Annotated in this window: 22 protein-coding genes; 16 read left to right on the top strand and 6 right to left on the bottom strand. The window is 43.1% G+C overall.

Annotation, left to right across the window (positions count from 1 at the left end; all coding sequences use genetic code 11):
- The first annotated feature begins 320 nt into the window (after positions 1–320).
- The 10 genes from AAXE93_RS06590 to pseI all read left to right on the top strand — a co-directional run bounded on the left by AAXE93_RS06590 (position 321) and on the right by pseI (position 11,347).
- On the top strand, positions 321–1,211 hold the full coding sequence (locus tag AAXE93_RS06590; RefSeq protein ID WP_390129264.1) for an aldo/keto reductase: 891 nt from the start codon (positions 321–323) through the stop codon (positions 1,209–1,211).
- A 3-nt stretch (positions 1,212–1,214) separates the two neighbouring features.
- Positions 1,215–2,462 (top strand): N-acetyl sugar amidotransferase, encoded by a 1,248-nt coding sequence (locus AAXE93_RS06595; RefSeq protein ID WP_390129267.1) that lies wholly within the window; start codon positions 1,215–1,217, stop codon positions 2,460–2,462.
- Positions 2,459–3,112, top strand: a complete 654-nt coding sequence (gene hisH, locus AAXE93_RS06600; protein WP_390129269.1) for an imidazole glycerol phosphate synthase subunit HisH — start codon at positions 2,459–2,461, stop codon at positions 3,110–3,112. Before AAXE93_RS06595 ends, hisH begins: the two co-directional genes overlap by 4 nt.
- A gap of 26 nt (positions 3,113–3,138) precedes the next feature.
- Positions 3,139–3,891, top strand: a complete 753-nt coding sequence (gene hisF / locus AAXE93_RS06605; RefSeq protein ID WP_390129772.1) for an imidazole glycerol phosphate synthase subunit HisF — start codon at positions 3,139–3,141, stop codon at positions 3,889–3,891.
- A 2-nt stretch (positions 3,892–3,893) separates the two neighbouring features.
- Positions 3,894–4,430: a GNAT family N-acetyltransferase gene (locus AAXE93_RS06610; RefSeq protein WP_390129271.1), complete on the top strand. Its 537-nt coding sequence runs from the start codon at positions 3,894–3,896 to the stop codon at positions 4,428–4,430.
- Positions 4,427–6,517 carry an aminotransferase class III-fold pyridoxal phosphate-dependent enzyme gene (locus AAXE93_RS06615; protein ID WP_390129273.1) on the top strand — a complete coding sequence of 697 codons (2,091 nt, stop codon included), beginning with the start codon at positions 4,427–4,429 and terminating at the stop codon, positions 6,515–6,517. Before AAXE93_RS06610 ends, AAXE93_RS06615 begins: the two co-directional genes overlap by 4 nt.
- A 31-nt stretch (positions 6,518–6,548) precedes the next feature.
- Positions 6,549–7,235 (top strand): PIG-L deacetylase family protein, encoded by a 687-nt coding sequence (locus AAXE93_RS06620; protein ID WP_390129275.1) that lies wholly within the window; start codon positions 6,549–6,551, stop codon positions 7,233–7,235.
- Positions 7,232–9,472: a UDP-2,4-diacetamido-2,4,6-trideoxy-beta-L-altropyranose hydrolase gene (pseG, locus tag AAXE93_RS06625; RefSeq protein ID WP_390129278.1), complete on the top strand. Its 2,241-nt coding sequence runs from the start codon at positions 7,232–7,234 to the stop codon at positions 9,470–9,472. Before AAXE93_RS06620 ends, pseG begins: the two co-directional genes overlap by 4 nt.
- 157 nt (positions 9,473–9,629) lie before the next feature.
- The gene (locus AAXE93_RS06630) at positions 9,630–10,301 is read left to right on the top strand and encodes a hypothetical protein (RefSeq protein ID WP_390129280.1); all 672 of its coding nucleotides are present in this window, start codon (positions 9,630–9,632) and stop codon (positions 10,299–10,301) included.
- Positions 10,298–11,347, top strand: coding sequence for a pseudaminic acid synthase (pseI, locus tag AAXE93_RS06635; protein WP_390129283.1), 1,050 nt, complete (start codon positions 10,298–10,300; stop codon positions 11,345–11,347). Before AAXE93_RS06630 ends, pseI begins: the two co-directional genes overlap by 4 nt.
- 79 nt (positions 11,348–11,426) lie before the next feature.
- On the opposite strand, the gene AAXE93_RS06640 is transcribed toward pseI, so the two are convergent.
- From AAXE93_RS06640 to AAXE93_RS06655, 4 genes are all read right to left on the bottom strand, one after another.
- Positions 11,427–12,041: a hypothetical protein gene (locus tag AAXE93_RS06640; RefSeq protein WP_390129285.1), complete on the bottom strand. Its 615-nt coding sequence runs from the start codon at positions 12,039–12,041 to the stop codon at positions 11,427–11,429.
- Between the two features lie 137 nt (positions 12,042–12,178).
- Positions 12,179–12,997, bottom strand: a complete 819-nt coding sequence (locus tag AAXE93_RS06645) for a hypothetical protein (protein WP_390129287.1) — start codon at positions 12,995–12,997, stop codon at positions 12,179–12,181.
- Positions 12,990–13,727 (bottom strand): class I SAM-dependent methyltransferase, encoded by a 738-nt coding sequence (locus tag AAXE93_RS06650; RefSeq protein WP_390129289.1) that lies wholly within the window; start codon positions 13,725–13,727, stop codon positions 12,990–12,992. Before AAXE93_RS06650 ends, AAXE93_RS06645 begins: the two co-directional genes overlap by 8 nt.
- A 35-nt stretch (positions 13,728–13,762) precedes the next feature.
- Positions 13,763–15,442, bottom strand: coding sequence for a hypothetical protein (locus AAXE93_RS06655; RefSeq protein WP_390129291.1), 1,680 nt, complete (start codon positions 15,440–15,442; stop codon positions 13,763–13,765).
- A gap of 91 nt (positions 15,443–15,533) precedes the next feature.
- Here AAXE93_RS06655 and pseB point away from each other — a divergent pair, with 91 nt between their 5' ends.
- From pseB to AAXE93_RS06685, 6 genes are all read left to right on the top strand, one after another.
- Entirely contained in the window at positions 15,534–16,541 is a 1,008-nt protein-coding gene (pseB, locus tag AAXE93_RS06660) for a UDP-N-acetylglucosamine 4,6-dehydratase (inverting) (protein WP_390129293.1), read from the top strand.
- A complete protein-coding gene (gene pseC / locus AAXE93_RS06665) occupies positions 16,541–17,725 on the top strand; it encodes a UDP-4-amino-4,6-dideoxy-N-acetyl-beta-L-altrosamine transaminase (protein WP_390129296.1) in 1,185 nt (394 codons plus the stop codon). The genes pseB and pseC overlap by 1 nt, the downstream gene beginning before the upstream one ends.
- Before the next feature lie 196 nt (positions 17,726–17,921).
- Complete coding sequence (locus AAXE93_RS06670; RefSeq protein WP_390129299.1) at positions 17,922–19,262, top strand: DUF4910 domain-containing protein; 1,341 nt, start codon at positions 17,922–17,924, stop codon at positions 19,260–19,262.
- The gene (locus tag AAXE93_RS06675) at positions 19,262–20,818 is read left to right on the top strand and encodes a GNAT family N-acetyltransferase (RefSeq protein WP_390129301.1); all 1,557 of its coding nucleotides are present in this window, start codon (positions 19,262–19,264) and stop codon (positions 20,816–20,818) included. The genes AAXE93_RS06670 and AAXE93_RS06675 overlap by 1 nt, the downstream gene beginning before the upstream one ends.
- Positions 20,808–22,019, top strand: a complete 1,212-nt coding sequence (locus AAXE93_RS06680; protein ID WP_390129303.1) for a glycosyltransferase 61 family protein — start codon at positions 20,808–20,810, stop codon at positions 22,017–22,019. Before AAXE93_RS06675 ends, AAXE93_RS06680 begins: the two co-directional genes overlap by 11 nt.
- Before the next feature lie 4 nt (positions 22,020–22,023).
- Entirely contained in the window at positions 22,024–22,800 is a 777-nt protein-coding gene (locus AAXE93_RS06685) for a hypothetical protein (protein ID WP_390129306.1), read from the top strand.
- Here AAXE93_RS06685 and AAXE93_RS06690 read toward each other — a convergent pair.
- Together AAXE93_RS06690 and AAXE93_RS06695 are read right to left on the bottom strand one after the other, a co-directional pair.
- Positions 22,778–24,373, bottom strand: a complete 1,596-nt coding sequence (locus AAXE93_RS06690; protein ID WP_390129309.1) for a hypothetical protein — start codon at positions 24,371–24,373, stop codon at positions 22,778–22,780. The two genes, AAXE93_RS06685 and AAXE93_RS06690, sit on opposite strands and share 23 nt — an antisense overlap.
- A gap of 44 nt (positions 24,374–24,417) precedes the next feature.
- A complete protein-coding gene (locus AAXE93_RS06695) occupies positions 24,418–25,137 on the bottom strand; it encodes a class I SAM-dependent methyltransferase (protein ID WP_390129311.1) in 720 nt (239 codons plus the stop codon).
- Between the last annotated feature and the right edge of the window lie 7 nt (positions 25,138–25,144).

A 25,144-nucleotide genomic window follows, 5' to 3' on the forward strand; every position in this document is an offset into this window, starting at 1 on the left:
CGCTATGTGTGTTGGCTTTCATTTTCATGCTTCATTCATTCTTTATTTGTGAAAGTTGAATCTTCTTTCTGGGTTCATGCGCTTTTTTTGGCGTACGAGTAAAGTTAGTTCTAGATGTTTCGTTTGGCATGACGCCACGATGTTTCCAGGCACATCAAGCCCCTGAGTCAAAAAACACAATAAGTGGGTACAAGTCTAATCAATATGCTTCTGTTAAAGATTTAATGCTAGTTTTATCGAGCGTGACAGCAAAAAGTTGTTTTTTCTCTCATTGCTCAACAATGGCAACATTTGAAAGTAGCGTACGTACTGTTTAGATCATGACACCGCAGCTTTGTCTAGGTACGGCGCAATTCGGCCTTGCTTACGGAATTACAAACACCGCAGGTCAGGTCTCGGAAGGGTCAGTAGCTCAGTTGTTGGCTGAGGCAGAAGATTTAGGCGTTTCATGGCTTGATACTGCGCAGGCCTACGGCAATGCGGAAGCGGTGCTTGGGCGAAACCTGCCAATGCCTAATAATTTTCGCATTATTAGCAAGTTGCCGGCCCAGCCGCAAACCCACTTCACCGCTCGAGATGTAGAAACCTGGGAGCAGGCTTATTTCTCCAGTTGTCAGCAAATGCGCGTCAATGGCCTCAACAGCCTGCTACTTCACTCCACAGCAGATCTGCGTAAGCCAGGTGGCCATTTTTTAGAGAACTGGTTGCTGGGCCTTCGTGAAAGAGGCTTGGTGCAAAGAGTTGGTGTTTCTATTTACTCTGCCGAGGACCTGGAAGGGATTAATTCGGAGTTGCTCGAATTAGTGCAGTTGCCCCTCTCTTTGTTCGATCAGCGTCTGCTCCAGGACGGCACTTGCGCCAGCCTTCGCGCTCGTGGTACCTCAATCCATGCGCGCAGTATCTATTTGCAAGGCCTTTTGCTAACCCCAGCTGCGCAATGGCCGGGTTGGGTGAGTTCTGAAGTACGTGCTCATCAACAGGCTTTGGAGTCCCTTGCGCGTAAGAGGGGTTGCCATTTGATCGACTTGGCCCTTGGATTTGCGAGGGATCAGACAGATCTAGAGGCCGTGGTGTTGGGTCTATGCAGTCTCCGGGAGCTTGCGGAGCTGCGAGAAGCATGGTTGTCACCCTTGCCCTGGCAAGGGAGTGAATGGCAAAGCTGGGCTCTTGATCATCCGACTACGCTGGACCCGCGTCGCTGGCCGCACTGATCTATGGGTGCACCTTTCTCCGCATCACTCAAGCGTTGCAGCCGCTGTTTGCTTCCCGAAACACATGAAACCCTGGTGCTCGACGCCGACGGTATTTGCAATGTGTGTCGTGCCCAAGAGGTGAAGGCTCAGATCAACTGGACGGAGAGACTTGAGCAACTCGATCAATTGGTTGCGGAGTATCGCGGGCGCTATCGCTACGACTGTCTTATTCCTTTTAGTGGCGGAAAGGACAGCACATGGACTCTGTATTACCTGATGAAGCGCTATCCAGGTCTAAAGCCACTAATAGTTCGCTTCAATCACGGTTTTCTCCGTCCTAATCTCAAGTCCAATTGTGACCGCGTCTTCCGCAAGTTAGGCGTTGATGTGCACGACTTCACCCCAAGCTGGGCAGTGGTGAAGCGTTTAATGCTTCAGGCTTTTCTTGAGAAAGGCGACTTTTGCTGGCACTGTCATACGGGCATCTTTGCCTATCCGATGCAGGTGGCTCTCAAAGAACAAGTTCCCTTGATTTTCTGGGGTGAACCTTCGGCGGAATACACCGCTTACTACAGCTACGATCAACCGGAAGAGGTGGATGAAGAGCGTTTCAACCGTTTCATGAACCTTGGCATCTCTGCCGAGGATATGTTCATCCGCTTGGATGGCTTTTTGGAAGAACGTGATCTTGAGCCATTCCGTTATCCACCTCTTAAAGATCTACGCAATCTGGGTTATCGGTCTGTTTGTCTTGGTAGCTATATACCTTGGGATGTGAAAATGCAGGTTAAGAAAATACGCTCTGAGCTCGGCTGGCAGGGTGATGTCGTTGAAAATGTCCCAGAAGAGTTCAACTATGAAAAGATTGAGTGCTGGATGCAGGGTGTTCGCGATTACATCAAATATATCAAGCGTGGTTATACGCGGCCAACTCACTTAGCAGCTATTGATTTGCGTAATAAGCGCATCACAAAAGAAGAAGCTGAGAAGATGATTTTTCAGTTTGAGGGGCGACGCCCTCCAAGCCTAGATCTCTTCCTTGACTACGTAGGTTTATCTGAGGAGGAATTTTATGAAATTGCCATGGTTCATCAAGTGTCTCCTTGGAAGTTTGATCACTCGGAAATACGTCAAGGTGAGGCTACGCCTGATATCAATTTTTGGTTAAAAGGTGAGGGTCTTGATCCTGAAGATGCTCAAGACCAGGTAAGTCGCTGGTCCGAAACATGCTCAAGCTGTGGTTCTTCTGGTGATTGCGGTGCTGGATGAGTCATCCAAGAGTGCTGGTGATTGATGCTGGACTAGGCAATATTGGCTCTGTCTTGGCTGCGCTTCGGAGGCTTGATTGCTCTGCTGAACGTTTGCAGCAACCTCCCGCTCCAGAATTATCGCTTGATTTCACCCATGTTGTACTTCCTGGTGTAGGAGCTTTCGCTGCTGGAATGGAAGCTTTACAAGCTTCTGGCTGGAAAAGCTGGATTAAGGATGTGTGGTGTCAGGTAGATCGTCCGCTCCTAGGAATTTGCTTGGGCATGCAAATGCTCGCGACTGAAGGTACGGAGGGTGCCTCGAAGAATGCTGTCGTTGCTGGTTTGGATTTAATCCCGGGCTGTGTCGATCGCCTCAATGTGGGTTTGGATTTCGTGATGCCTCACGTGGGTTGGAATTCTCTTCACTGGAATACGCCTTCTAGTGAGCTCTCTTGGGGTTTGCCGGATGGGGGCGATATGTACTTTGTTCATAGTTATGTCTTCCAGCCTCGTGATTCATCTCATGGTCTGGCGTCTTCTGACTATGGCCAGCAATTTACCGCTGTAGTCGGTAAGGGTTCTTGTTACGGCGTTCAGTTTCATCCCGAAAAGAGTCAGCGGCTCGGGCGTCGTCTTTTAGAAAACTTTTTGGCCTTGCCGACATGCTGAAGCGCCGTCTTATCCCCAAGCTGCAGATGGGATTACGCAGGAGTTTCCGCGGTCCTCAACCGGTTCTTTTAGTTACGCGTCAGTTCACTAGTCGTCGCGCTGTGGGCGACCCTCTTTCTCAGGCAAAAATTTATGAGGCGCAGTTGGCGGATGAATTAATTTTGGTGGATCTCGAGCGCACAGAGGAGAGTTGGCCAGTACTTCTCGATACTGTGGAAGTCTTAGCTGAAGCCCTTGCGACACCTCTGGCTGTGGGTGGTGGGGTTCACAGTTTGGAGCAGGTGCAGGCCCTGCTTGATCGCGGCGCTGACAAGCTGGTCCTAAATAGTGCTGCGCTTAAGCAGCCAGAGTTGATTGGACGTGTGGCTACTTCTTATGGCTCTCAGTGTGTGGTGTTGAGCCTGGATGCCCGTCCCAATTCTGATGGAGGCTGGCGGGTGTGCTCCGAGGGTGGCAATCTGGACGAAGGGAGAGAGGCGCTCTCTTGGGCTCTTGAGGCTGTTGATCGAGGAGCAGGGGAGGTGATGGTCACAGCAATCGAGCGTGATGGCACGGGCGAGGGTCTCGACCTAGATCTCACTAAGGCTCTGGCTGACACTCTCTTAGTGCCGGTTATCGCCTCAGGCGGTTGCGGATTGGCTCAGCACTTTGTGGAGGGTTATGAGGCAGGTGCTGCAGCCGTTGCTGCCGGCACCTTCTTCTGCCAACGCGACCAGAATCCAATGCAATGCCGATCTCATATTCGTAACGCTGGGCTACCTATTCGTCTAGAGGTCTGAGAGTGCTCAAATCTTCTCGCCTGTTGTTACGGGCTCTCGAGCCAGGCGATCTCAATGACACCTACTTGAGCTGGCTCAACGACCCTGCAGTGAACCGCTATCTGGAAACTCGCTTCCTACCGCAGACCCTCGAAGCCCTTCAGACTTACTGGCAAGCCCACCGTGATGATCCATCCAGCCCATGGTTCGCTATCTGTTTGGCAGGCCAGGAACGTCACATTGGCAACATAAAACTGGGTCCGATCCAGTGGTTGCATCGCCGTGCGGATCTCAGCTTGTTTATTGGAGAGCGCGGGTGCTGGGGTCAGGGCTATGCCAGCGAAGCCATTGCGCTTGTTCGTGACTGGGCCTTTCTTGAGCTAGATCTACAGAAGCTCAACGCCGGCATCTACGCCGGTAACTTCGGCAGCCGCCGCGCTTTTGAGAAGTGTGGATTTGGTCTGGAGGGAACTCTGCGGGAGGAGGTGGTGACTTCAGGACAGCGCCAGGATGTCTGGCGTCTCGGCATGCCGCGCAGCTACTGGACCCCAACTGCATGAACACCCTCGCCATTGTTCAAGCTCGCACCACGTCTTCCCGCTTGCCAGGAAAGGTGCTGCTGCCGATCGGCAAAAAGCCGATGATTCTCTATCAACTTGAACGCTTGCAACGTTGTAACCAAATCGATCGTCTGGTGCTGGCTACCTCAGTGCACAGTTCAGATGACAATCTTGCCAATTTGGTGAGGGCTGCGGGCTTCTCTGTTTTTCGCGGTGATCTGGAAGACGTCCTTGAGCGCTTCCGTGCTTGTGTTGCCTTGGAACGGGCCGAAACTGTAGTGCGCCTTACAGGCGATTGTCCGCTCAGTGATCCGGCCTTGATAGATGAGTTGGTGGAGCAGTTTTCAGATGGCGGGTGGGATTATCTGGCCAACTGTGCGGATGAGCAGAAGCTAAGTGTCCCAGATGGTTTTGATGCAGAAGTGTTCCGCGCTGAGCTGCTCGAGCGTGCGGCTCGAGAGGCGGCGCTGCCGTCGGAGCGGGAGCACGTCACGCCTTGGTTTCGCAGCGCTGGCGCTGGTTTGCGCTGGGGGCATTACCGGCATCAGCCGGTGCGTTCCTACTTCCGCGTCACCGTTGATGATCAGGTGGATTTGGACGTGGTGCGGGAGCTAGTAGCGGCCCTGGAGCCACAGGATCCGGAATTTGGTGTGGATGCTGTGGTGAAGCATCTAGAGCTGCATCCTGAACTCGCCGCCCGCAACCTGGCAACGGTGCGTAATGAGGGATTTTTGAAGTCTCTGGGGGAAGATGCGGCGCAGGCTGAGCAGAAGGCGATGGTTCAGGGACAGGGACAGGAGCTCTGGCGCCGCGCCAAGCGAGTTATCCCCGGGGGCAACATGCTTCTCTCCAAGCGGGCGGAGATGTTCCTGCCGGAGCAGTGGCCGGCTTATTTCTCACGCGTAAAGGGTTGTCGCGTCTGGGATCTTGATGGCCGTGAGCTCATTGATATGAGCATCATGGGAATAGGCACCAACCTGCTCGGGTATGGCCACCCCGAGGTAGATGCTGCTGTGGCAGCCACGATGGCTGCAGGCAACATGAGCACTCTCAATTGTCCCGAGGAGGTGTGGTTGGCTGAGCGGCTGGTGGAGCTGCACCCCTGGGCTGAAATGGCTCGATTTGCTCGCAGCGGAGGCGAGGCAAATGCCATCGCGATCCGCATTGCCCGTGCAGCCACAGGGCGAGACACAGTGGCCATTTGCGGTTATCACGGCTGGCATGACTGGTATCTGGCAACGAACCTTGAGAACGACTCTGGATTAGAGCAGCACCTGCTGCCGGGGTTGGAACCCAACGGCGTGCCCCGTTCTCTGGCGGGAACAGTGCGGCCGTTCAGTTTTAATCGCCTGGATCAACTCGAAACCATTGCCTCCACCCACGATTTGGCGGCCGTAAAGATGGAGGTGCAGCGCAGCAGTCCTCCTGATCCAGGGTTCCTGGAGGGTGTGCGTGAATTGTGTACTAGCCGCGGCATTGTTCTGATCTTTGATGAATGCACTTCAGGTTTTCGTGAAACCTTTGGTGGGCTGCATCTCAAATATGGCGTTCATCCCGATATGGCGATGTTTGGTAAGGCTCTTGGAAATGGCTACGCCATTACGGCCACAATCGGATGTCGTTCCGTGATGGAGGCGGCCCAAAGCACGTTCATCAGCAGCACCTTCTGGACAGAACGTATTGGCCCCACAGCTGCTTTGAAAACGCTTGAGGTGATGGAGCGCGAGCGTAGTTGGGATCAGGTCACATCAATAGGGCTACAACTTCGCAGCCGTTGGCAAGAGCTTGCAGATCGCCATGGTCTCTGCATCACGCACAACGGCTTACCGGCTCTCGCTGGATTCGCCATCCAGAGCTCTCAGGCATTGGCTTACAAGACACTGATCACTCAGGAAATGCTCAAGAAGGGCTACTTAGCTGCTACTAGCTGCTACACCTGCTTGGCGCACACGCCTGATGTGCTTGAGCACTATTTAGGTGCTCTTGATGAGGTTTTTGGCCTGATCGCTGAGTGTGAAGCAGGCCGTTCTGTTGAGGAGCTTTTAGAAGGTCCTATCTGCCACGGTGGCTTCAAACGCCTGAATTGAAAGGATTCGCTGAGGTATGGCTCTGGCTGCAATGAATCAAATTTTGGTGGTAGCCGCCCATCCCGACGATGAAGTGCTGGGTTGCGGCGGAACTATTGCCCGGCATGCCCATTCCGGGGATCAAGTGCATGTACTAGTCGTTGCGGAGGGTTCAACATCGCGCCAGCAAGAGCGAGATCGAGCCAGTGTTCGGGATGAACTTTCAGCGTTGGCTAAAGCTGCGCAAACGGCTGGATCAATTCTTGGTGCAGCAGGTGTGGAGCTTCTCGATCTTCCGGATAACCGTTTGGATTCCTTGGATCGTCTTGATCTGATTAAGCGCATTGAAGATAGTGTCGCGCGCCACCAACCAGATTGTGTTTACGTTCATCATGCTGGTGATGTGAATGTGGATCATCGCCGATTGCATGAGGCGGTGGTGACGGCATGCAGGCCTACACCCGCTCATGTGGTGAAGCGGTTGCTCAGTTTTGAGGTGGCGAGCAGTACGGAATGGCAACCGCCGGGTTCTGCCCCGGTATTCCAGCCCAACTGGTTTGTGGATATTTCAGATCAATGGGAGCGCAAACGGGAAGCTCTGGTGGCCTACTCAAGTGAAATGCGCGACTGGCCTCACGCCCGCTCACTTGAGGCTGTAGAGCACTTGGCACGCTGGCGCGGTGCTCAAGTGGGCGTTGAAGCAGCGGAAGCGTTTTGCTTGCTGCGGCAGCTGCTATGAAACGCATCCTCATCCGCTGCGATGCATCCCTGTCGATCGGCAGTGGACACGTGATGCGCTGTCGCACCTTGGCCCGAGAGTTGCAGCGTCGTGGTGCAGCGGCAACTTTTCTTTGCCGTCGCCAGCCCGGTGATCTGATCAATTTGCTGAAGCCAGATTTTTCGGTGTTGGCTTTACCCGAGCAGCCCTTGGCTGCCTGCGATGGATTGGGTGGTCGCGATCTCTATAGCTCCTGGCTTGGTTGTACTCAGGAGCAGGATGCCGCCCAGTGCCTTGAGGTTCTTGCTAAGGCCGGGATCAACGACGCTAGCTGGATCGTGTCAGACCACTACGGCCTTGATGCTCGTTGGGAAGCGCAAATGCTTGCGGGTTTATCCGGAGGCGATGCAGGTCCCAAGCTCCTGGTGATCGATGACTTAGCAGATCGAACTCACCAGGCCGATCTTTTGTTGGATCAGAATTTCTTTGGTGGGGCCACTCATCGGCGTTATCAGGATCTGGTGCCGCCGCAGTGCCGCCAGCTTCTTGGGCCCCATTACGCCTTGCTTGGGCAGGAATATGCCCAACTACATCCGCTGGTGCCGCCACGCACCCAGCTATCGCGGGTGTTGGTGTTTTTCGGGGGGGTAGATCCGTCCAATCTCACGTGCAGGGCGCTTGAGGCCTTGATGGATCTGGCACTTGCTGATCTGGCGGTGGATGTAGTGCTGGGGCTTCAAAGCCCCCATCGCCAAGCGGTGAAGGAGCTGGTGGCCCGAAGGCCAAACACCACTCTGCATGAACCACTGCCGAGCTTGGCTGGTTTAATCGCTCGTGCGGATCTGGCAATCGGTGCAGGAGGTGCCACTACTTGGGAAAGAGCCTGTCTTCGGCTTCCGAGCCTGGTGGTGGCGATTGCTGCAAATCAACTGCCTTTCTCACAGGCTCTAGATAAGGCTGGCCATCTTCAGCTGTTGGGTGATGGGGACAGCGTGACTGCTCAACAGATCCGCTGCGCGCTTCTGCAACTTAAAACTGAACCGAGGCCTGGGAAGGCAGCCAATGCACTTACTGATGGCTGGGGTGCACCACGCCTAGCGGTCGCAATGTTGGGCACCCAGGGGGCAATCAGTCTGCGAACAGCCGTTACTGCGGACGAATCCCTGCTCTCGTATTGGGCCAAAGATCCTGAGGTGAATGTCCATGGATTCGCCCATGAGTCGATTGAACCGGAAGATCACCACCACTGGTGGCAAGAAAGCTTGAAAGATCAGAATCGCCTCTTGCTCATAGCGACAACAGCAGATGGCTGTCCTATTGGTCAGATCCGTTTTGATCGGCAGTCCGCCAGCGTTCAAGATGATGCCAGCGAGGCCTTGGTGAATCTCTCGCTTGATCGCTGTGCCCATGGTTTTGGGTTGTCTGCTGACCTGGTCCGGTTAGGGCTTGAGGCGATGGAACAACGCTGGAGGCCTGCTCCTGAGGCAATAGATAACGTGCTCAATAGCAACACATTCAGCAGTGCTTGCTACGCGCGCGGCGGCTTCATATCGCATTCAGAACTCTTCTCGGAATCAAACCCTCCACTTTCTGACGGTGAATGTCTTGCTTTGGCGCCATCCCGCATCACATTGCTCAGCGATTGTGGCAGTTGGCTCAATGATTTTCTTCCAGACCTGTTAACAGCGCTGTGGAGACGTGGACATGTTGTTCGTTGGGTTCATACCCCTGCAGCGCTATGCCCTGGCGATGTCTGCCTGCTGTTGAGCTGCGGTCGTTTACTCAATGCTAAGCAACTTGCGTTGCACCGTTACAACCTGGTGGTGCACGAGAGCGCCCTGCCTCAGGGTCAGGGCTGGAGTCCAATGACCTGGCAGATCCTTCAGGGGGCTAGCTCCATCCCCATCACTCTGTTTGAAGCCGTTACAGATCTAGATGCCGGCCCTATCTACCTACAGCAGGAGATCAAGCTCCAGGGACATGAGCTGGTGGATGAGTGGCGCGTCCTCCAGGCGAGTGCCACCTTCGATCTCTGTTTGGACTGGTTTGATCGCCACTATGAGGTGGTAGGTGCAGCCAAACCTCAGTACGGCATACCCAGCCATTACCCCCGCCGCTACCCGACTGACTCCCAGTTGGATCCAGAGCTGTCTCTTGCGAAGCAGTTCAATTTGCTGCGAGTGGTCGATAATCATCGTTATCCGGCCTCCTTTCAATGGCACGGCCGGCGCTACATCCTGAATCTTCAGTCTGACTGAGCTGATGTCGGCTTTAGAAACTCCAAACTGCTTGTCATGATGAACAAGCTGATTTCATCGCTTTCGCTTCGGGAATGAAGAGCTGCTAATGAGCCCAACTTCACCTCTCTGTCGACGCCCCCTCCTTTTGCTCTCTAGCCGTCCTTGGAACAGTGCATTGGTTAATCGACTTAGTCGGCAACTCAATCGCCCAGTTGAGAGCATTACTGAACCTGCCAAGCTCACCTCAAAAGGTGTAGCGGAGATCAATCCACAGTGGATCTTCGTTCCTCATTGGAGCCATCTGATCCCCGAATCGATTTGGGCCTCCTGGCCAACTGTGATTTTCCACATGACTGACTTGCCCTATGGCAGGGGTGGCAGTCCGTTGCAGAATTTGATCAAACGAGGGCATAGCAGCACCATGCTGACAGCTCTGCGGTGTGGCGCTGACTTGGATGCTGGAGATATTTATATTAAACAGCCTTTGAGTCTTCACGGCAGCGCAGAAGAAATATTTCTCAGAGCTGATGGTCTAATCGGGCAGATGATCGAACAAATCGTGTGTGAAGAGCCTGCAGCTTCCCCCCAGCAAGGAGCGCCAGTGCTGTTCACTCGCCGAACTCCTGAGCAGAGTAATCTGGCCAGCTGCACTGAAGGAAATCTGAGCTCCTGGTATGACCAGATCCGCATGCTCGATGCAGAGGGTTATCCCCAAGCCTTTCTTGAAGCTTATGGGATGCGGTTGGAATTTCGCCGCGTATGTCAGCGCAGCGACGGGCTTCATGCCGATGTAAAAATCATGCCAATAGCAGCGAGTCAAACTGTTTCTAAAAACACCGCTTTATGAGCATTAAAATTGAAGGCCGTTCAATTGGCCCAGGACATCCACCCTTTGTGATTGCCGAGATGAGCGGTAACCACAATCAGAGCTTGGATCGGGCTCTGGCAATTGTCGAGGCTGCTGCTCAGGCCGGGGCTCATGCAATCAAGTTGCAGACGTATACGGCGGATACGATGACTCTCAATGCGCGAGGTGGAAGTTTTGAGATCAACGATCCCAACTCTCTTTGGTCTGGCCAGAACCTTCACGACCTTTATAAAAAAGCATACACACCATGGGAATGGCATGCCTCAATTATGGAACGGGCACGTGCGTTGGGGCTTATTTGCTTTAGTTCACCTTTTGATGAGACGGCCGTTGATTTTCTTGAGGAGCTTGGTGCTCCTGCGTACAAAATTGCAAGCTTTGAAAATAATCACTTGCCTTTGATTGCTAAAGCAGCAGCCACTAGAAAACCATTGATTATTTCAACTGGGATGGCTACGCTTGCCGAGCTTGAAATGGCAGTGGTTGCTGCTCGGGAAGCTGGATGTAAAGAATTAATTTTACTAAAGTGCACCAGTACTTATCCTTCGACACCAGAAAATACAAATATTTCTACAATTCCCCATCTTAGGTCTCTATTTAATGTGGAAGTAGGTTTAAGCGATCATACTATGGGCGTTGGTGTTGCGGTGGCTTCCGTGGCATTAGGTGCCTCAGTAGTTGAGAAACACTTTACTTTGGCTCGTGCTGATGGTGGTGTCGATAGTGCTTTCTCTCTCGAGCCTTCTGAGTTTAAAAGTCTAGTAATCGAAACTCAGAGGGCTTGGGAGTCTCTCGGTCAAGTTCGCTACGGCCCAAGTAAGGCAGAGAGTAAGAGCATGGTTTTTCGCCGCTCCATATATGTTGCCAGTGATATTTTTGAAGGTGATGTATTCAATGATTCTAATTTGCGTATTGTTCGGCCTGGAGACGGAGCACCGCCTTGGTTATTGCAAAAGTTGATTGGTTGTAAGGCACGAAGGGACTACAAAGCTGGTACACCGTTGTACCTAAAAGATCTATTCTGACTCTTGCAATAAATAAAGTTAAATTAATCTGCTCCTATACTTTAATAACAAATAATGTTAAATGCAAGAAAGAGGAATATTACTCAAGCCTTAAACATGTCATCGAGATGAATTCGTCACTAATATCATTAGCCCATTGCTCTGTAAATATAGCCTTTGCTGCAATAGTATGAGAATTGATTGACATAGACAAGAAAGACTCAATATATTCAGAAGAAATGTATGAGTGCAATTCATACAGATTGTCTTGCATTCGTGTTGCCAACATTTTTTGTCCAGTATTAAGAGTATGATCAAGAAACCTTATAGTGCTTGTGCAATATGAATTATTAAATATTTTCTGATCAAAAGTATCAAACGATTCTTGATTGAAAAAAGTTATTATTAGGATATCATTTTCACGGATAGCAGATGAAAGTAAATTTAAGAAAATATTTAAATCTTGATACATCATATGGTCTATAGTGTAAGTTACAAGAAACACTCTGCCATTATCTGAAGTTATTCTTGATAACTTATCGTAAAGATTACTAGATAGAAGATCTTCATCTATGATCCTAACGTCGTTGGTATTAAAAGCTAGAGAGGAGAGATAGCTTTTATCTAATGCGGTATCGACTAATATAACCTTTGAAAAAAATTTCTTTAATGGTAGAGAATTTTTCCCATTACCGCTACCAAGGTCAATCAGCACCTTATTTTTATTGAAACAAGGAGAGAGAATTCTAACGATTGATTCAGACGGAAAATGTTGATCGTATTTTCTTGACGAATGGATAATTTGCCAATTTTTGTTTAGATTAGATGACAAGAATCTTGTGTCAATATTGCTTAAAAAGGACATGATTTTTGAACGTAAGGCTTCGAAAATAATGAAGAAGAAGTAGTATTATCTTTATCGATATCAAAAATTCTTGCCACAAGTGTTAAAGCTGGTTTATTTGAGTAATTAAGAGTACTACCATGGATTAGAAATTGGTCAAACAGTACATATTCCCCCGAATCTACTGTAAGATCTTTATAGCTATCAAGTATAGCTGTTGGCAGTATTGGAAGAAAGGTAGTAAATGTATTTGTTGAAGAACTTATAGGTGAATGACCCTTAAATTCATAGAAATCATGGATTTGTTGTGGAATTGTATGCTCTGAAACTTTTGTGTGATCTACAACACGCAATGTAGAAGAACTTTGACTTCTGTTTGAAAATAAAGGTATCCAAATACTAACAAAATTTTTTCGATGAGGGTAATAACTTGCTTCTTGATGAAGACATAAATTTAGACGTGTTGAAAGTTTGTGTGGATGGTTAATAAAAAGATCAAAACCCTCAAATACAGGTATATTAAAGTTGAAGTCTTTGGAGACTAAATTTATAAAATTAGAAGCGATTAAATTAAGTTCAAGTGAAGAACGTAGAATCTTAACGAGCTCGTAATTGACTGCAGGACAATTTGCCTCAAAGAATGATATTACATCAAATATATTAAAATCAGAAGAGTCAATTAAAGGACTCTTTGTTGCGTCGGCGATCTTATTATATTTCCGAGCGTAATCTTGAATAAATTTACTGACTATTGACTCCAACCCAGCCAAGCTAATGCACTCAGGGAGTGCTTTGATTTCAAATCCATAATCGTTGATATTAATCATTTGAACACCTCTCCGCGATTACAATATAATCACGCATCAAAATATTGAGCTGATTAACTGTAAATTTATCACCTTGGGTTTCTAAGTGATAACTTCTTAGTTCATCTAAGTTTTTTTCCTGCGTAAGTGTAGTTGACATTAAAAAACGCTCAAAGTATATAGGCCTGAAATTCTGGGACGCGAGTATCGTTTTTATAGTATCTGTCGAAAATATATTGTATGAATTCTGATATTTACTACTATCATCAGAAGATCTTTTGTGAGATACTTTCATATCCCAACCGTCCTGATTAAGCGTGAAATGCCCAACAACATATCTAGCAGATTTACATGCTGCTTTGAGAAGTTCTTCGGGATCATTAAAAGCTGTTATTATGCCTAGAAGGCACACTGCATCAAAATTATCATTTGGTGAATTGTCGTTTAAAATGTCATGAACTAAATAATCAAGATTACTTTTTGAACGAGTGCTTTTAGCTATTTCAATTAATTCCGGCTTGATGTCAGTATTTAAAAACTTGATGTGCGAGGGCGCATACCAACCAAAATCTCCTGTGGCACAACCAACATCCCAGACATACTTAATATCAAGCTGGGAAAATTTTTCATAGAGAAAATCATAATAATCTTTTTTTCTCGGATTAACGTATTGAGAAATCGCTTGATTATGTGATTGCACTTCAAATCCTTTTCCACTTATTCTATAGAACAGGCGGCTTTGACGAAGCAATGTGTGACTGTGATTGGAGTGTCATAGAGATGATCCTAAGGACGTTCACTCATTTGGAAATGGCAGTGAATTAGACTTTTTAGTCGATCAAACTTATCACCATATAATTCCTCAAAGGATATGTTGTTGGACCTCTCCGAAACTAATTTAGTCAAACCAATATCTGATGTGATTTGATTAATCTCTTTTATCAGGAATTTTTCAGCAATAATATCTTCCGAGAAAAAATTAATCCAATAATATTTTGCTATTTTCTCTTTAGATGACAGGGTAATTCCAGCGGATAAATTAAAAGAACATAGTTGATTGTACAGCTGTTCTTTGCTATTTATTGATAAACCTAGTTGAAGGCTTGGGCTGTACGGCGCAAGACTATTGTAAATACTCGGAACACCGACGTATGCCATCTCAAGTGCACATGTTCCGATGTGTGTAATGCACAAAGGATTGGAAAGTTTGGCTAGTGATGTGTTCGATATTCCTGGATTTAAAAGATAAATTGCACAATCGTTTGCCATTGCTAACTTGATTGCACAATTGATAATATGAGCCGACAATATAAAATCTTTTTCAAGTAAACGTAATTGATTGGGAGTAGGGTCAACCTTCTTGAGCATCATATTAGGGTGCGGTTTAATATATATTGCTGACCCATTTAAAAATCTATTCTTTGCAATTCCCTTAAGAATGGAAAGAAAAAAATCAACCGCCCCATTAAATCCGTTGTATCCTTCTTGCAATGAAGCATCACTAAAAGCTTGCAAGAATATAATAATTGAATTATTGTAATGAGGTAAATCACGAAGCTCGTCTATATTTTTGATATCCTCAATTTGGCCGCTCACTTTAGACTTTAATGTATTGCAAATAATTTTTGAATTCTCCATGGATTCGGATTCATTAATACCTTTGACCCTTGGTTCTGTCAATATCTTATTGACTTCTTTTATTTTCTGGCGAATGCCCGGCATATGCGAATCCATAGACTTATACCTTTCGTCATAAATACTTAAGAAAGGGCTTCTGTGTTCTTGTAAGTTAGGCAAGGAAGACAACATGATTCCTTTTCTCAAGACATCATTCGGTCTTGGGGTACAAATATTATGTCTTTGAATAAATGTAAGAATAGAGGAGCAAAGGTAAACATGTTCAGTTGCTAGAAAGGCTTTAATATCGAATTTAGAAATCATAAACTCAACAAGGTTTATATAAGCAATTTGACTGTATATATAAAGGTGCAATTCACGTGAATTCTGTAAGCCTACAAGGTGAATGTGTGGATCTATATTATGAAGCCATTGGAGTATTGATAGACCTATTGGTATCTCCCTGTGCTGAAGTCTTGATATTGCATCCACAAGGTCTATTCCCCCTAGTTGTTGTGAAAATGAACTGATCGCTTTTATATAGTCTTTCATTATATTCTTTTTTATAGTAAGCAAATCCAAGGGTAATATTTCTACCGCCTTTCTTGTTTTACTTGATAGCAGCGATGCTAAGGATATAAAATCATGGTCTATTTCATTTGTATAAATACTCGTATAAAGACTATCTAATTTGCTTGTCCTTGCAATCTCGAAACCAGGATTTTCAATCCATATTATTAATGGATTATCCTTTGTTGTTATTCTTTCTTTAAGCCAGTAGTCCCAATATAAGCTTATATTAGTAGTTGATGACTCGCTTTTTTCTATAAGTACAGCCTGGCGCCTCATAAATGCTTCCTTGTTCTAGTTTTGGTACTCTAGCTTAGGTAGCCATATGTAAGCCTCTTGGCGTGGTAAGATTAGATATCTAGGAAGTTTTATGAAAAGGATCTTAATTACCGGAGGCACAGGGTCTTTTGGAAAGGCTTTTATTAATTATTTGCTTAAGCATTCTCCGGAAATTGAAAAAATAATTATTTACAGCCGAGACGAATTAAAACAGTGGGAGTTGCAAAAACTATATCCAGCTGATGTTTTTCCTCAGCTTAGATTTTATCTTGGGGATGTACGTGACCGCAACCGGTTGTGTCGAGCTCTTGAAGGAGTTGACACTGTCGTTCATGCAGCTGCTTTAAAACATGTTCCCGCGGGTGAAAAGGAACCAATTGAATTTATCAAGACAAATGTGATTGGTTCAGAGAATTTAGTTCAAGCTTGTTTAGATTCGCAGGTAAAAAAACTTGTTGCCTTAAGCACCGATAAGGCTGCTGCTCCTATTAATCTTTATGGTGCTACAAAGCTGTGTGCAGATAAACTATTTATTGCTGCAAATAACCTTGTAGGCTCTAGAGATCTAAGTTTTTCAGTAGTACGTTATGGAAACGTAATGGGATCAAGAGGCTCTGTAATTCCTTTTTTTATGTCCCTCTCAGATGATGATATTTTACCGATTACAAGTTTAGAAATGACCAGATTTAATATTACACTTTCTAGTGGATGCGCAATGGTTTATTGGGCCATTAAGAATTCCATTGGAGGTGAGATTTTTGTACCTAAGATACCAAGTTACAGGATACTTGATGTTGCAAAAGCAGTTGCACCTAATTCAAAAATCAAGGTTGTTGGGCTTAGACCAGGAGAAAAAATTCACGAAGAAATGATCACTAGTTCTGATTCAGAATATACATTTGATCTTGGCCCTTATTATTCAATAATGCCGTCTAGCAGTCTTTATGATGAAGAGTATCTATCTAATCAATACTCAAATCTAAGTGTCTCTAAAGTTCCAGAAAACTTTTCATATAATTCTAAAGATAATCCTGATTTCTTATCCGTTGAACAGCTGAGAGATCTTATTGATAAGAATATAAATGTGCACTCTAGGTAATGACCGATCGTCTTGATTCCACTGACTTCCTCCCATATGGTTGTCACGACATCACAGAAGCAGATATAGAGTGTGTGGTGGATGTTCTCAAGAATCAGAATATAACACAAGGCATAATCGTACCTGAATTTGAAGCAGCTATTTCTCGCTATGTAAGATCTCGATATTGCCTCGTTACGACTAACGCAACTAGTTCTCTTCATCTTGCTTGTTTAGCCCTAAATGTATCAAAAGGGGATTTAGTATGGACATCTCCTACTACATTTGTAGCTTCTGCAAATTGTGCTAGATATTGCGGTGCAGAAGTTGATTTTGTTGACATAGATCTTACAACTGGCTTGATGTGCTTAGACAAACTTGAAGCAAAACTAGAACTGGCTTCAAAAAATTCTTCCCTTCCAGATGTTGTCATACCAGTACACTTGGCTGGAACATCTGTTGACATGAGAAGATTGCATCAACTTTCTCTAAGATTTAATTTTTCTATTATTGAGGATGCAAGCCATGCTATTGGTGGCTCTTTCGAAGATAGTAAGGTAGGTTCATGTAAATTTAGTGATATTTCTGTATTTAGTTTTCATCCGGTAAAAATTATCACTACTGGAGAAGGAGGTGCAATTACAACTAATAGAAAAGACCTATATCAGAAAATGTTGTCTTTACGATCTCATGGAATAACCAAACAAGTTCATGAGTTTGCTTATCAAAAGCCAGGAAACTGGTATTATGAACAACAGTTGTTGGGATTTAATTATCGTTTGACAGACATTCAGGCGGCTTTGGGTCTCAGTCAACTTAGAAGATTAGATGATATCATTATAGAAAGGCAAAAGCTTCGCCAAAACTACATTGATTTGTTGTCTAATGTTCCTGTTCGCTATAATCAGGTGCCGGACAATGTTGCCTCGTCAAATCATTTATTTATTATTCAACTTATAGACTCCATGGAGAGATCTCTTGCCCATGTTTTTGATCAAATGCGATATTTCAATATAGGTGTTCAACAGCATTATGTACCTTGCCACTTACATCCTTATTATCGCAATTTAGGTTTTGAAGTTGGAGATTTCCCAGTTGCTGAAAAATATTCACAAATATCAATGTCAGTTCCAATATACCCTGGACTTACCATAAACGATCAGAACAGAGTTGTGCATACATTGATGGATATAGTCAATAACTGATATGTTTTCTTCTGTCTATGCCAATCTTGTCGAGATTAATTTTTACATGCTCATCGATCCATTGAATTCTATTGATTTATTTTTAGGATATCTTGTATTCTTATTGAGTTTTTTTCTTATCAAATAATATATTTAGATGTAAGTCACTTGTGACTGTCTATAATGTACACCAGCTTCAGTCGCTAACTCCATAATTATGAGTACTAACGTATCAGGTGATTTAATTAAGGATATAGCTAAGAAGCTCTACCCTTTTAATTACTCTGTTGTAGGCGAAGATTCAAAAGCTGCTTTAGATATCTTTCTACAATTTGCTGATTTTACTCTCCATGAGTTTGATTCTGGTTCTGAGCTCCGTGGATGGGTTATTCCTCCAGGTTGGAAACCATTAACCGCTACAGTTTCCTATAAGGGATCTCTCATTTACGATTGCCTAAAATCAAGTCCCCTTGGATGCGCTTATTTATCACCTTCTTTTCAAGGTACCGTTTCTAAGGCTGATCTATTAAGTCACTGTGCTTGGCGTGACGATCTACCTGGTGCCACTGTTTATGACTGGACTCGCTTATACAGAATTGGAGAGCAAGCGAAATGGGGGCTCTCCATACCTTCGGAGATATTAAAAAAGTTTCCCGATGAAGACCTTGATGTGTATATCGAAACCTTGAGATATACTTCCCAAATGACCGTACTGGATTACAAAATTCAGGGGCAAATAAATGAAGAGATTATTATAAATGCACATAACTGCCATCCTTTTCAAGCAAATGACGATATCTCCGGCTGTGCTGTAGCCTTAGCACTCTTTATATATAGACTTTCTAAAAGCAATAATTATTATACGTATAGGTTGTTAATTGCACCAGAGCTATTTGGCCCTATGTTTTGGCTAGAAAAATTATCTCTCTCAAATACAACCATTAAGTCCTCAATTCTTCTGAAGTCTGTCGGCAACGACTCTCAAATAAAGATTCAAAATAGTTTTACAGGTGATGCAGACATTGATCGCGTCGCAAAGTCAGCTGTACTTTCTTCCTGCTATGCAGACGTTTGTCAATCCTTTCCCTATCGTTCATATTATGGTAATGATGAAAGTGTATTCGAAGCCCCTGGGATCGAGATTCCCACCGTCACGCTTACTAGATATCCATTTTCTGAATATCATACAGATTTTGATACTCCAGATAGGCTTTCAGCGAAGAATTTGATGGAAACATATGAAATCCTTGAACGTATGATTACTATAATTGAAAGTAATAAGTGTGCTTCTTATGTTCAGCCAGGCCTATTTTGCTTGTCAAATCCTAAGTATAATCTATATCGGAAGGCCCCCGAGCCAGGCATATCTCATGAGGGCAATAGTCGCAATGAAAAAACTTGGAATTTACTTATGAACTGTCTTTCACGAGAACTAGATTCAGGAATGAGTGTTTTAGATATTTCTTTAAAGTATGAAATTGATTATGAGCTTCTCTTAGATTATATTCTTGAATGGCAGGCTAAAGGTCTTGTCAAATTAGTACCTTCTTTTTCCTAATGTCTTTACCTCAAATTATATCTCCACAAAATATATCAGATGGAGTCGTAACGCTCAGACGTCTTGATGTTAATGATGTCTCTTCTGAGTATGTGTCTTGGCTTAATTCTCCAAAAGTAAATCGTTTCTTGGAGTCAAGGCATATAGTTCATACTATTGAAAGTACCCGACAATATATAAACGATTTGAATAGTGAAAAAAGTAATGAATTGATCTTTGGCATCTTCCTTAATGTTGATCATGTTCATATTGGAAATATCAAAATTGGCCCAATCAACGAATTTCATAAACACGCTACCGTCGGTTTGATGATAGGTAAGATTAGTGAATGGGGAAAAGGCTATGGCACAAGAGCTATACAGCTCATTACTAGCTACTCTATTAACTTTCTAGGTATTGAGTCGCTTACAGCAGGCTGTTATAGCATTAACCATGGTTCCTATAAATCGTTTCTAAAAGCAGGCTGGGTGGTTGCCGGTAAAATCCAATCTCACTGGGTTGATACGGTAGGCAGTAGGACTGACGAAATAATTTTGTCGTTCCGCAAGCTCCATCAAATTAAGCTTCCAGCTGATGGTGGAATTTCTTTAATTGGTGGCGGCTCTCTGATGATTGACTATGCCGAAGAACTAACACATCTTGGTCTTGACGTTGTTGTTTTTTTCGCTCCCAGGCATGCAGATGATTTATTGATTTCGCGTCTAAATGATATAAATGTACGTGCAGTAGTCTCCTCTGACATAAATGATGACCATATTGCTCTTGAAATGCTATCAAAACATAATAGACTCTGCTTGTGTTTTGGACCTGCTTGGATATTTAGTTCATCCATCTTAGAGATCTTTGATGGACGTATTTTTAACTTTAATGGTATCCCACTTCCTAAATATATTGGAGGTGCTCACTTCACTTGGCAAATTCTAAATCGAGATTTCTCTGGAGGACTTTTCATTCAACAGATCACTCACAAGGTTGATCGAGGCTTAGTGGTTGCATACCAAAATTATACTCTGCCTAAAAATTTTCAGTATCCCGCAGATTTCGAAAATTACAATCATAACTTAGCTTTTAAGTTTCTAAAAATCTTTACACATGACCATATATGTGACAACAAGCCTATCTGTGAGTGCAGTGAACAACCTAAATGGTCTCATTCACTATATTTTCCAAGATTAAGTACCTCCCAGTGTGCTTGGATTAATTGGGATTGGGATGGTCAGCAAATTGCAGATTTCTGTAATGCTTTTGATGACCCCTACCCTGGCGCCATGTCATTTATTAATGACACTAAAGTCACTCTAAAGCATGTACGATTTATTTCTGCTTCTTACTTTCATCCGTATTGCTATGGACTAATTGTTACTAAAAACTCTGAATCTATCAGCATTGCCGTAAATGGAGGATTAATAATAGTACCTCTGTTGTCTCTGATTGAAAATAATCCTAATACAGCTTTCCGCTTAGGTGACCGTCTTTTTACCCCATCCTCTAAGTTGGATCAATCAAAATCAAGAGTTAAATATGATGCAGAGGGAGTTATAACTAATGAAAATTAATTACAAGTCCCTTGATGAATCATCTATTCCCTTAATTGACCTATCTCGATTATCAGCATACCGCGAATATCTCCATGTACTAATAGCTTCGGCCCAACGACTCCTAAAAAATAAACTTTTATCTGCTTCTATTTATCACAATATTTTCTCAAATCTTTTATGTTCAAAACATTCTGTATATTATCGTAGAGGACGAGCAGATTTATTGTCCTATATTTGGCCCAATAATGAGCCATTGTTAATACCAATATGGCATGATAATGATGAGTATCTTATTACCAGATCCTCTTCCTTTTGGTATTCTAAATATCCTTTTTTTACCCAGCTAGATCACTCTTCTTTCCATTTAGATAACCGCAATTTTGTTCGACAATGTCCCAATACTGATTGTCCATCTATCCTGTTGAGTGATAATAATCACTTTGGCCACTTCTGTTATGATTCATTGTCAATTACAAGCTTAGTTTCTTCTCTTCCTTATTTTTACAACTTAAGCACTGTATCTATCCTTCCGCTTGATATAAAGCAGTCTATTAGGCTTTCGTTTCAGTTTTTGGCTCGGCTCTCAAAATCTACTGGATTGAATTCATATCCCGACTTTACTATCAACGAAGATTTTTTGTCCTTTAAAACTCATACTTCTTCGATCATATATTTTCAAGACCTTGTTCAGTTTTTTCAGTCTAATACTTTCGTTAGTCACTTTATTTGGAGAAACTTTTGGCTTCCAAAAATCAATCATTTTTCTTCAACGAGTAAGTCAATCAATGACTTAGCTCGATATAAAAAAGTCTTCCTTATCAGAACAGGTTCGTTTCAGTCTCGTGTTCACAATATTTCCGAAATTACTGCTTATCTGGAATCTCTTGGTTTCATTTCTCTAGATCCTGTGGAGCATTCCTTAGAGGACCTAATTCACATCTTGGCAAATTCTGATGTGGTTGTTTCTGAGGCAGGAAGCTCACTCATTAATGCAGGATTATTTACCTCAGAACATACACAAATAATAGGTTTGATTCCAAGTAGCTTGTTATTAGATCCCTCAGATAATATGATTGCAGGTGGATTGCCATACTTTCTACCCTTTATTGATCGTATTAATTTTGTATTAGGTCAAACTATTCATTCAACTTCTATTCAATCTTCTGATATCGCTTATTATTCGATTTCTGATCTAAGCACAATTATCTCAACAATTTAGAGCAATGCATTCTCTCTTTTGTCTTGATTCTTCCGCAACTATTAACTTTGACCGTCGACAAATCCGCGATCTTATACTCTCAATAGATCGATCTCTTTTTCAAAAAGATCAAATTGGATCAAAATTACGATACGAACCACGTTATCATATTACTCATTTTAATGATTTGTATAACGACTCCGAACCCTTGCGCATTATTTTAGCGTATTTCTATTCTCAAGAATGGCTGGATACTATTTACCCTCTTATTTTGAACTCTAAACGTGCTTTTGATAAACTACAAGGTATCACAGGTTTTTCTAAGTCAGATTTTAACTCAATTCAACATGATGACCTTGCGCCATTTATTTCATCCGACATGAAAAGAGGAGGAAATGTAAATACTCTTTCTATTTATCCCAATATTCAATTTTCAATTCTCCTTCCTGGTTCATCGATACCTATTCATTTAGATCGTAGTGATAAGATTGCATCATTAATGATATATTTGCCTGATTCAGTTCAAGAAAACCATCCCAAGCTAGGTACGTCCTTCTGGTTTCCCAAATCTTCCTCATTCAACCCTCCATCTACCTATTCACATGAAAGCTACCGCTTTTTCAGGTCTAATGAAGAGGCTTATATTATGAACAATTCTCTTGAATATCCAATCCCATTCTCTTCTGCTTGTATCTTTCTTTTCACTAGTAATAATAGGAGCTATCACTCTATTAGTTATCCTTCAAATTTTGACCTCGGCCCACGTGTCAGCATAAACATCAACTATTACGCATGTCAGTAATTGGTTTAAAACCCTCTTCATTGTATTTATCTATTAATTTGTCAATTAGTGGATTATTGTAATAGTCTCTGTTGTATGATGCTTCTTCTACTGTTTTTTGCCATAAATTATTTTCGAATGGCGAAAAATGTGCAAATCCTGGCAATTTATACGAAAATTTAAATAAGTCCTCTCCTAGAAACTTTCTTGCCTCTAATCTGGTTTTCCTAAGTACTTCTTGATTTTCTGCTTTATTTTTATATTCTTTTAGCCACTGATGTGCTGTATCTATTGCATCCTTACTTGTAAATCCTAGTATTCTGCCAGTTGCAGCATGATTCCCTCTGCATCTTGAGTGTACCAGTGATATACATCCAATTGATTGAGCCTCAATTGCTGCAATACTAAATAATGATATTACATATCTGCATTTCTTCATGAGATCGTATGAACTTGTTTGGTCTCTAGGCATATATAGATAAATATTTGATTGTTCTGTTAATGATCTAATCTGTTCGACCATTTTCTTGTATGTCCCATTTGCTTGTATCGAGTTTTCGTATTGTGTTATTGATCGTGGGTGAAGTCTTACATGAACTCTATATCCAAGATCGCCCAATGACTTAATTAGCTTTGGCATTATATTTTGTTCATACAGTACCCTGTCGATCGGATATGGAATTGATACTTCATCGTATGATGACAGCATTATTAGTATGCTCTTTTCGTCTTTATTTGCTGTATGTCTTGTATAAGCAAACGGTATTTTGTTCCCATAAAAGTTTTTTCTACCATCTAAGCGTGAGTTCATATATTCTATATAGTTTTCAAGCCCTCTCCTTGATAATTTATTACTTGACTTTTTCCAATCATTGATTATATTTGTTGCTGTTGATTGTGGGAAATATTCAGTAGGTAATAATTCAAAGTGATCTTCATTTGATACTCCATTCAAAATTGAAAAGCTGTCCTTTGATAGACCTATTTCATGTATGAAGTGTTTTGAATTTGGATTATACTTCTTAAATTCTGACCAAAATGCTTTGCTTGCTGTATGCCTTCCGTTGTATACAATTAGTGTGTCATATTCTTTTCCATCTAAGAAGTTTCTTGCTGTTCGTTTGGTTCTTTCTGCGAGTGTTATCTGCTTTATTGCATTTTCATCATATATGTTAGTACTTGCTATATCATAAGCTGTGGCTGAGGTTAATGTACAGAGCTCTGATATCCATGCATAGTTCTTGTATTCATTCGCTTTAGTATTGCTACTAGCCACTTTTAGGTAACTGTTTTTAAACTCATTTAATATTGAAATACTCTTTTCATGTGATGTCTCACTCTCTCCCTCGATAAATGTGCTGCTTTTAAAAATATTGACTCTGCCATAAATGTCTAAGTTATGTTTAAAGTTTGCTATCAATGCGTCTATATATTTTATCCCACCTTCACATTCATTACACTTGCCATAATATAGCTTTTTCCCAAATAATGATTTAACCGGACAGTCGGCGTACGAATCATCGCACACTAATATATCTACTTTAGCTTTTGTCTTAATTACTAGGCTAAAAGCTGATATCAGCGCAAACCCCACATGAAAATTTTGATTTGGCCTTGGTATATGAACTAATATCTTCCTCATACTTTGCTCTTAAGATAACTTACTATCGCATTTTTCTTTGAATGTATTACGGCAACGTACTTTTTGCTTTCCACCCTTTTCTGTACCATAAAACAATCGAATTCATAATCTTGCCTTAGATATTTTATTGCTTCTATTGACGGATTTCTTTTCTCCAGTATTATGTCATCCATCATAATTATTGATTCATCATTCCATGTTGTCAACGCATAGTTTAAATCATTATATGGTCCAAAACTTTCATGATCTGCATCTATCCAGTATAAATCAAATCCTGTATGTGCCATAGCGCTGTATAGTTTAGTTGTTGACATCTTGAGGAACGACACATTTTGAAATTCTTCTGTTACTAGTATATCTCTATTGGCTTTCATTTGTTGCGTTACATCCTTGCCTAGATTATAGAAACCAGATAGCCTCTCATCATTCATATCAATATCTACGGTTGTATATTCAATATATGGTAGACTCTTTGCAATTGCTGCTATATTTGCACCACAAAATGTTCCCATTTCTAAGCATTTAATCTCACCTCCGTATTTCTTCGAGCCTAAAAACCATACTATCAGTGCTCCATGTATGCTGGTATGCATACTTGACAGAGGCACAATGCCCTTTTTTTGATTATCCTGAATGCTATAAATATACAAATTGTTTGATCTTTGAATAGGCTGAAAATTGAGTATTTTTTTAATTTCTATAATCTCCGATTCCATTGCACTG

Origin of the sequence: Synechococcus sp. HIMB2401 (assembly GCF_042883245.1) — a bacterium.
Taxonomy (GTDB): Bacteria; Cyanobacteriota; Cyanobacteriia; order PCC-6307; family Cyanobiaceae; genus Parasynechococcus.

Coding starts and splice junctions, on each gene's coding strand:
- AAXE93_RS06670 (WP_390129299.1), top strand. CDS start 17,922: ATGAGTACTAACGTATCAGGTGATTTAATTAAGGATATAGCTAAGAAG.
- AAXE93_RS06695 (WP_390129311.1), bottom strand. CDS start 25,137: ATGGAATCGGAGATTATAGAAATTAAAAAAATACTCAATTTTCAGCCT.
- AAXE93_RS06645 (WP_390129287.1), bottom strand. CDS start 12,997: ATGATTAATATCAACGATTATGGATTTGAAATCAAAGCACTCCCTGAG.
- AAXE93_RS06595 (WP_390129267.1), top strand. CDS start 1,215: ATGGGTGCACCTTTCTCCGCATCACTCAAGCGTTGCAGCCGCTGTTTG.
- AAXE93_RS06590 (WP_390129264.1), top strand. CDS start 321: ATGACACCGCAGCTTTGTCTAGGTACGGCGCAATTCGGCCTTGCTTAC.
- AAXE93_RS06655 (WP_390129291.1), bottom strand. CDS start 15,442: ATGAGGCGCCAGGCTGTACTTATAGAAAAAAGCGAGTCATCAACTACT.
- AAXE93_RS06685 (WP_390129306.1), top strand. CDS start 22,024: ATGCATTCTCTCTTTTGTCTTGATTCTTCCGCAACTATTAACTTTGAC.
- AAXE93_RS06675 (WP_390129301.1), top strand. CDS start 19,262: ATGTCTTTACCTCAAATTATATCTCCACAAAATATATCAGATGGAGTC.
- pseG (WP_390129278.1), top strand. CDS start 7,232: ATGAAACGCATCCTCATCCGCTGCGATGCATCCCTGTCGATCGGCAGT.
- pseB (WP_390129293.1), top strand. CDS start 15,534: ATGAAAAGGATCTTAATTACCGGAGGCACAGGGTCTTTTGGAAAGGCT.
- pseI (WP_390129283.1), top strand. CDS start 10,298: ATGAGCATTAAAATTGAAGGCCGTTCAATTGGCCCAGGACATCCACCC.
- AAXE93_RS06615 (WP_390129273.1), top strand. CDS start 4,427: ATGAACACCCTCGCCATTGTTCAAGCTCGCACCACGTCTTCCCGCTTG.
- pseC (WP_390129296.1), top strand. CDS start 16,541: ATGACCGATCGTCTTGATTCCACTGACTTCCTCCCATATGGTTGTCAC.
- AAXE93_RS06680 (WP_390129303.1), top strand. CDS start 20,808: ATGAAAATTAATTACAAGTCCCTTGATGAATCATCTATTCCCTTAATT.
- AAXE93_RS06620 (WP_390129275.1), top strand. CDS start 6,549: ATGAATCAAATTTTGGTGGTAGCCGCCCATCCCGACGATGAAGTGCTG.
- hisF (WP_390129772.1), top strand. CDS start 3,139: ATGGGATTACGCAGGAGTTTCCGCGGTCCTCAACCGGTTCTTTTAGTT.
- hisH (WP_390129269.1), top strand. CDS start 2,459: ATGAGTCATCCAAGAGTGCTGGTGATTGATGCTGGACTAGGCAATATT.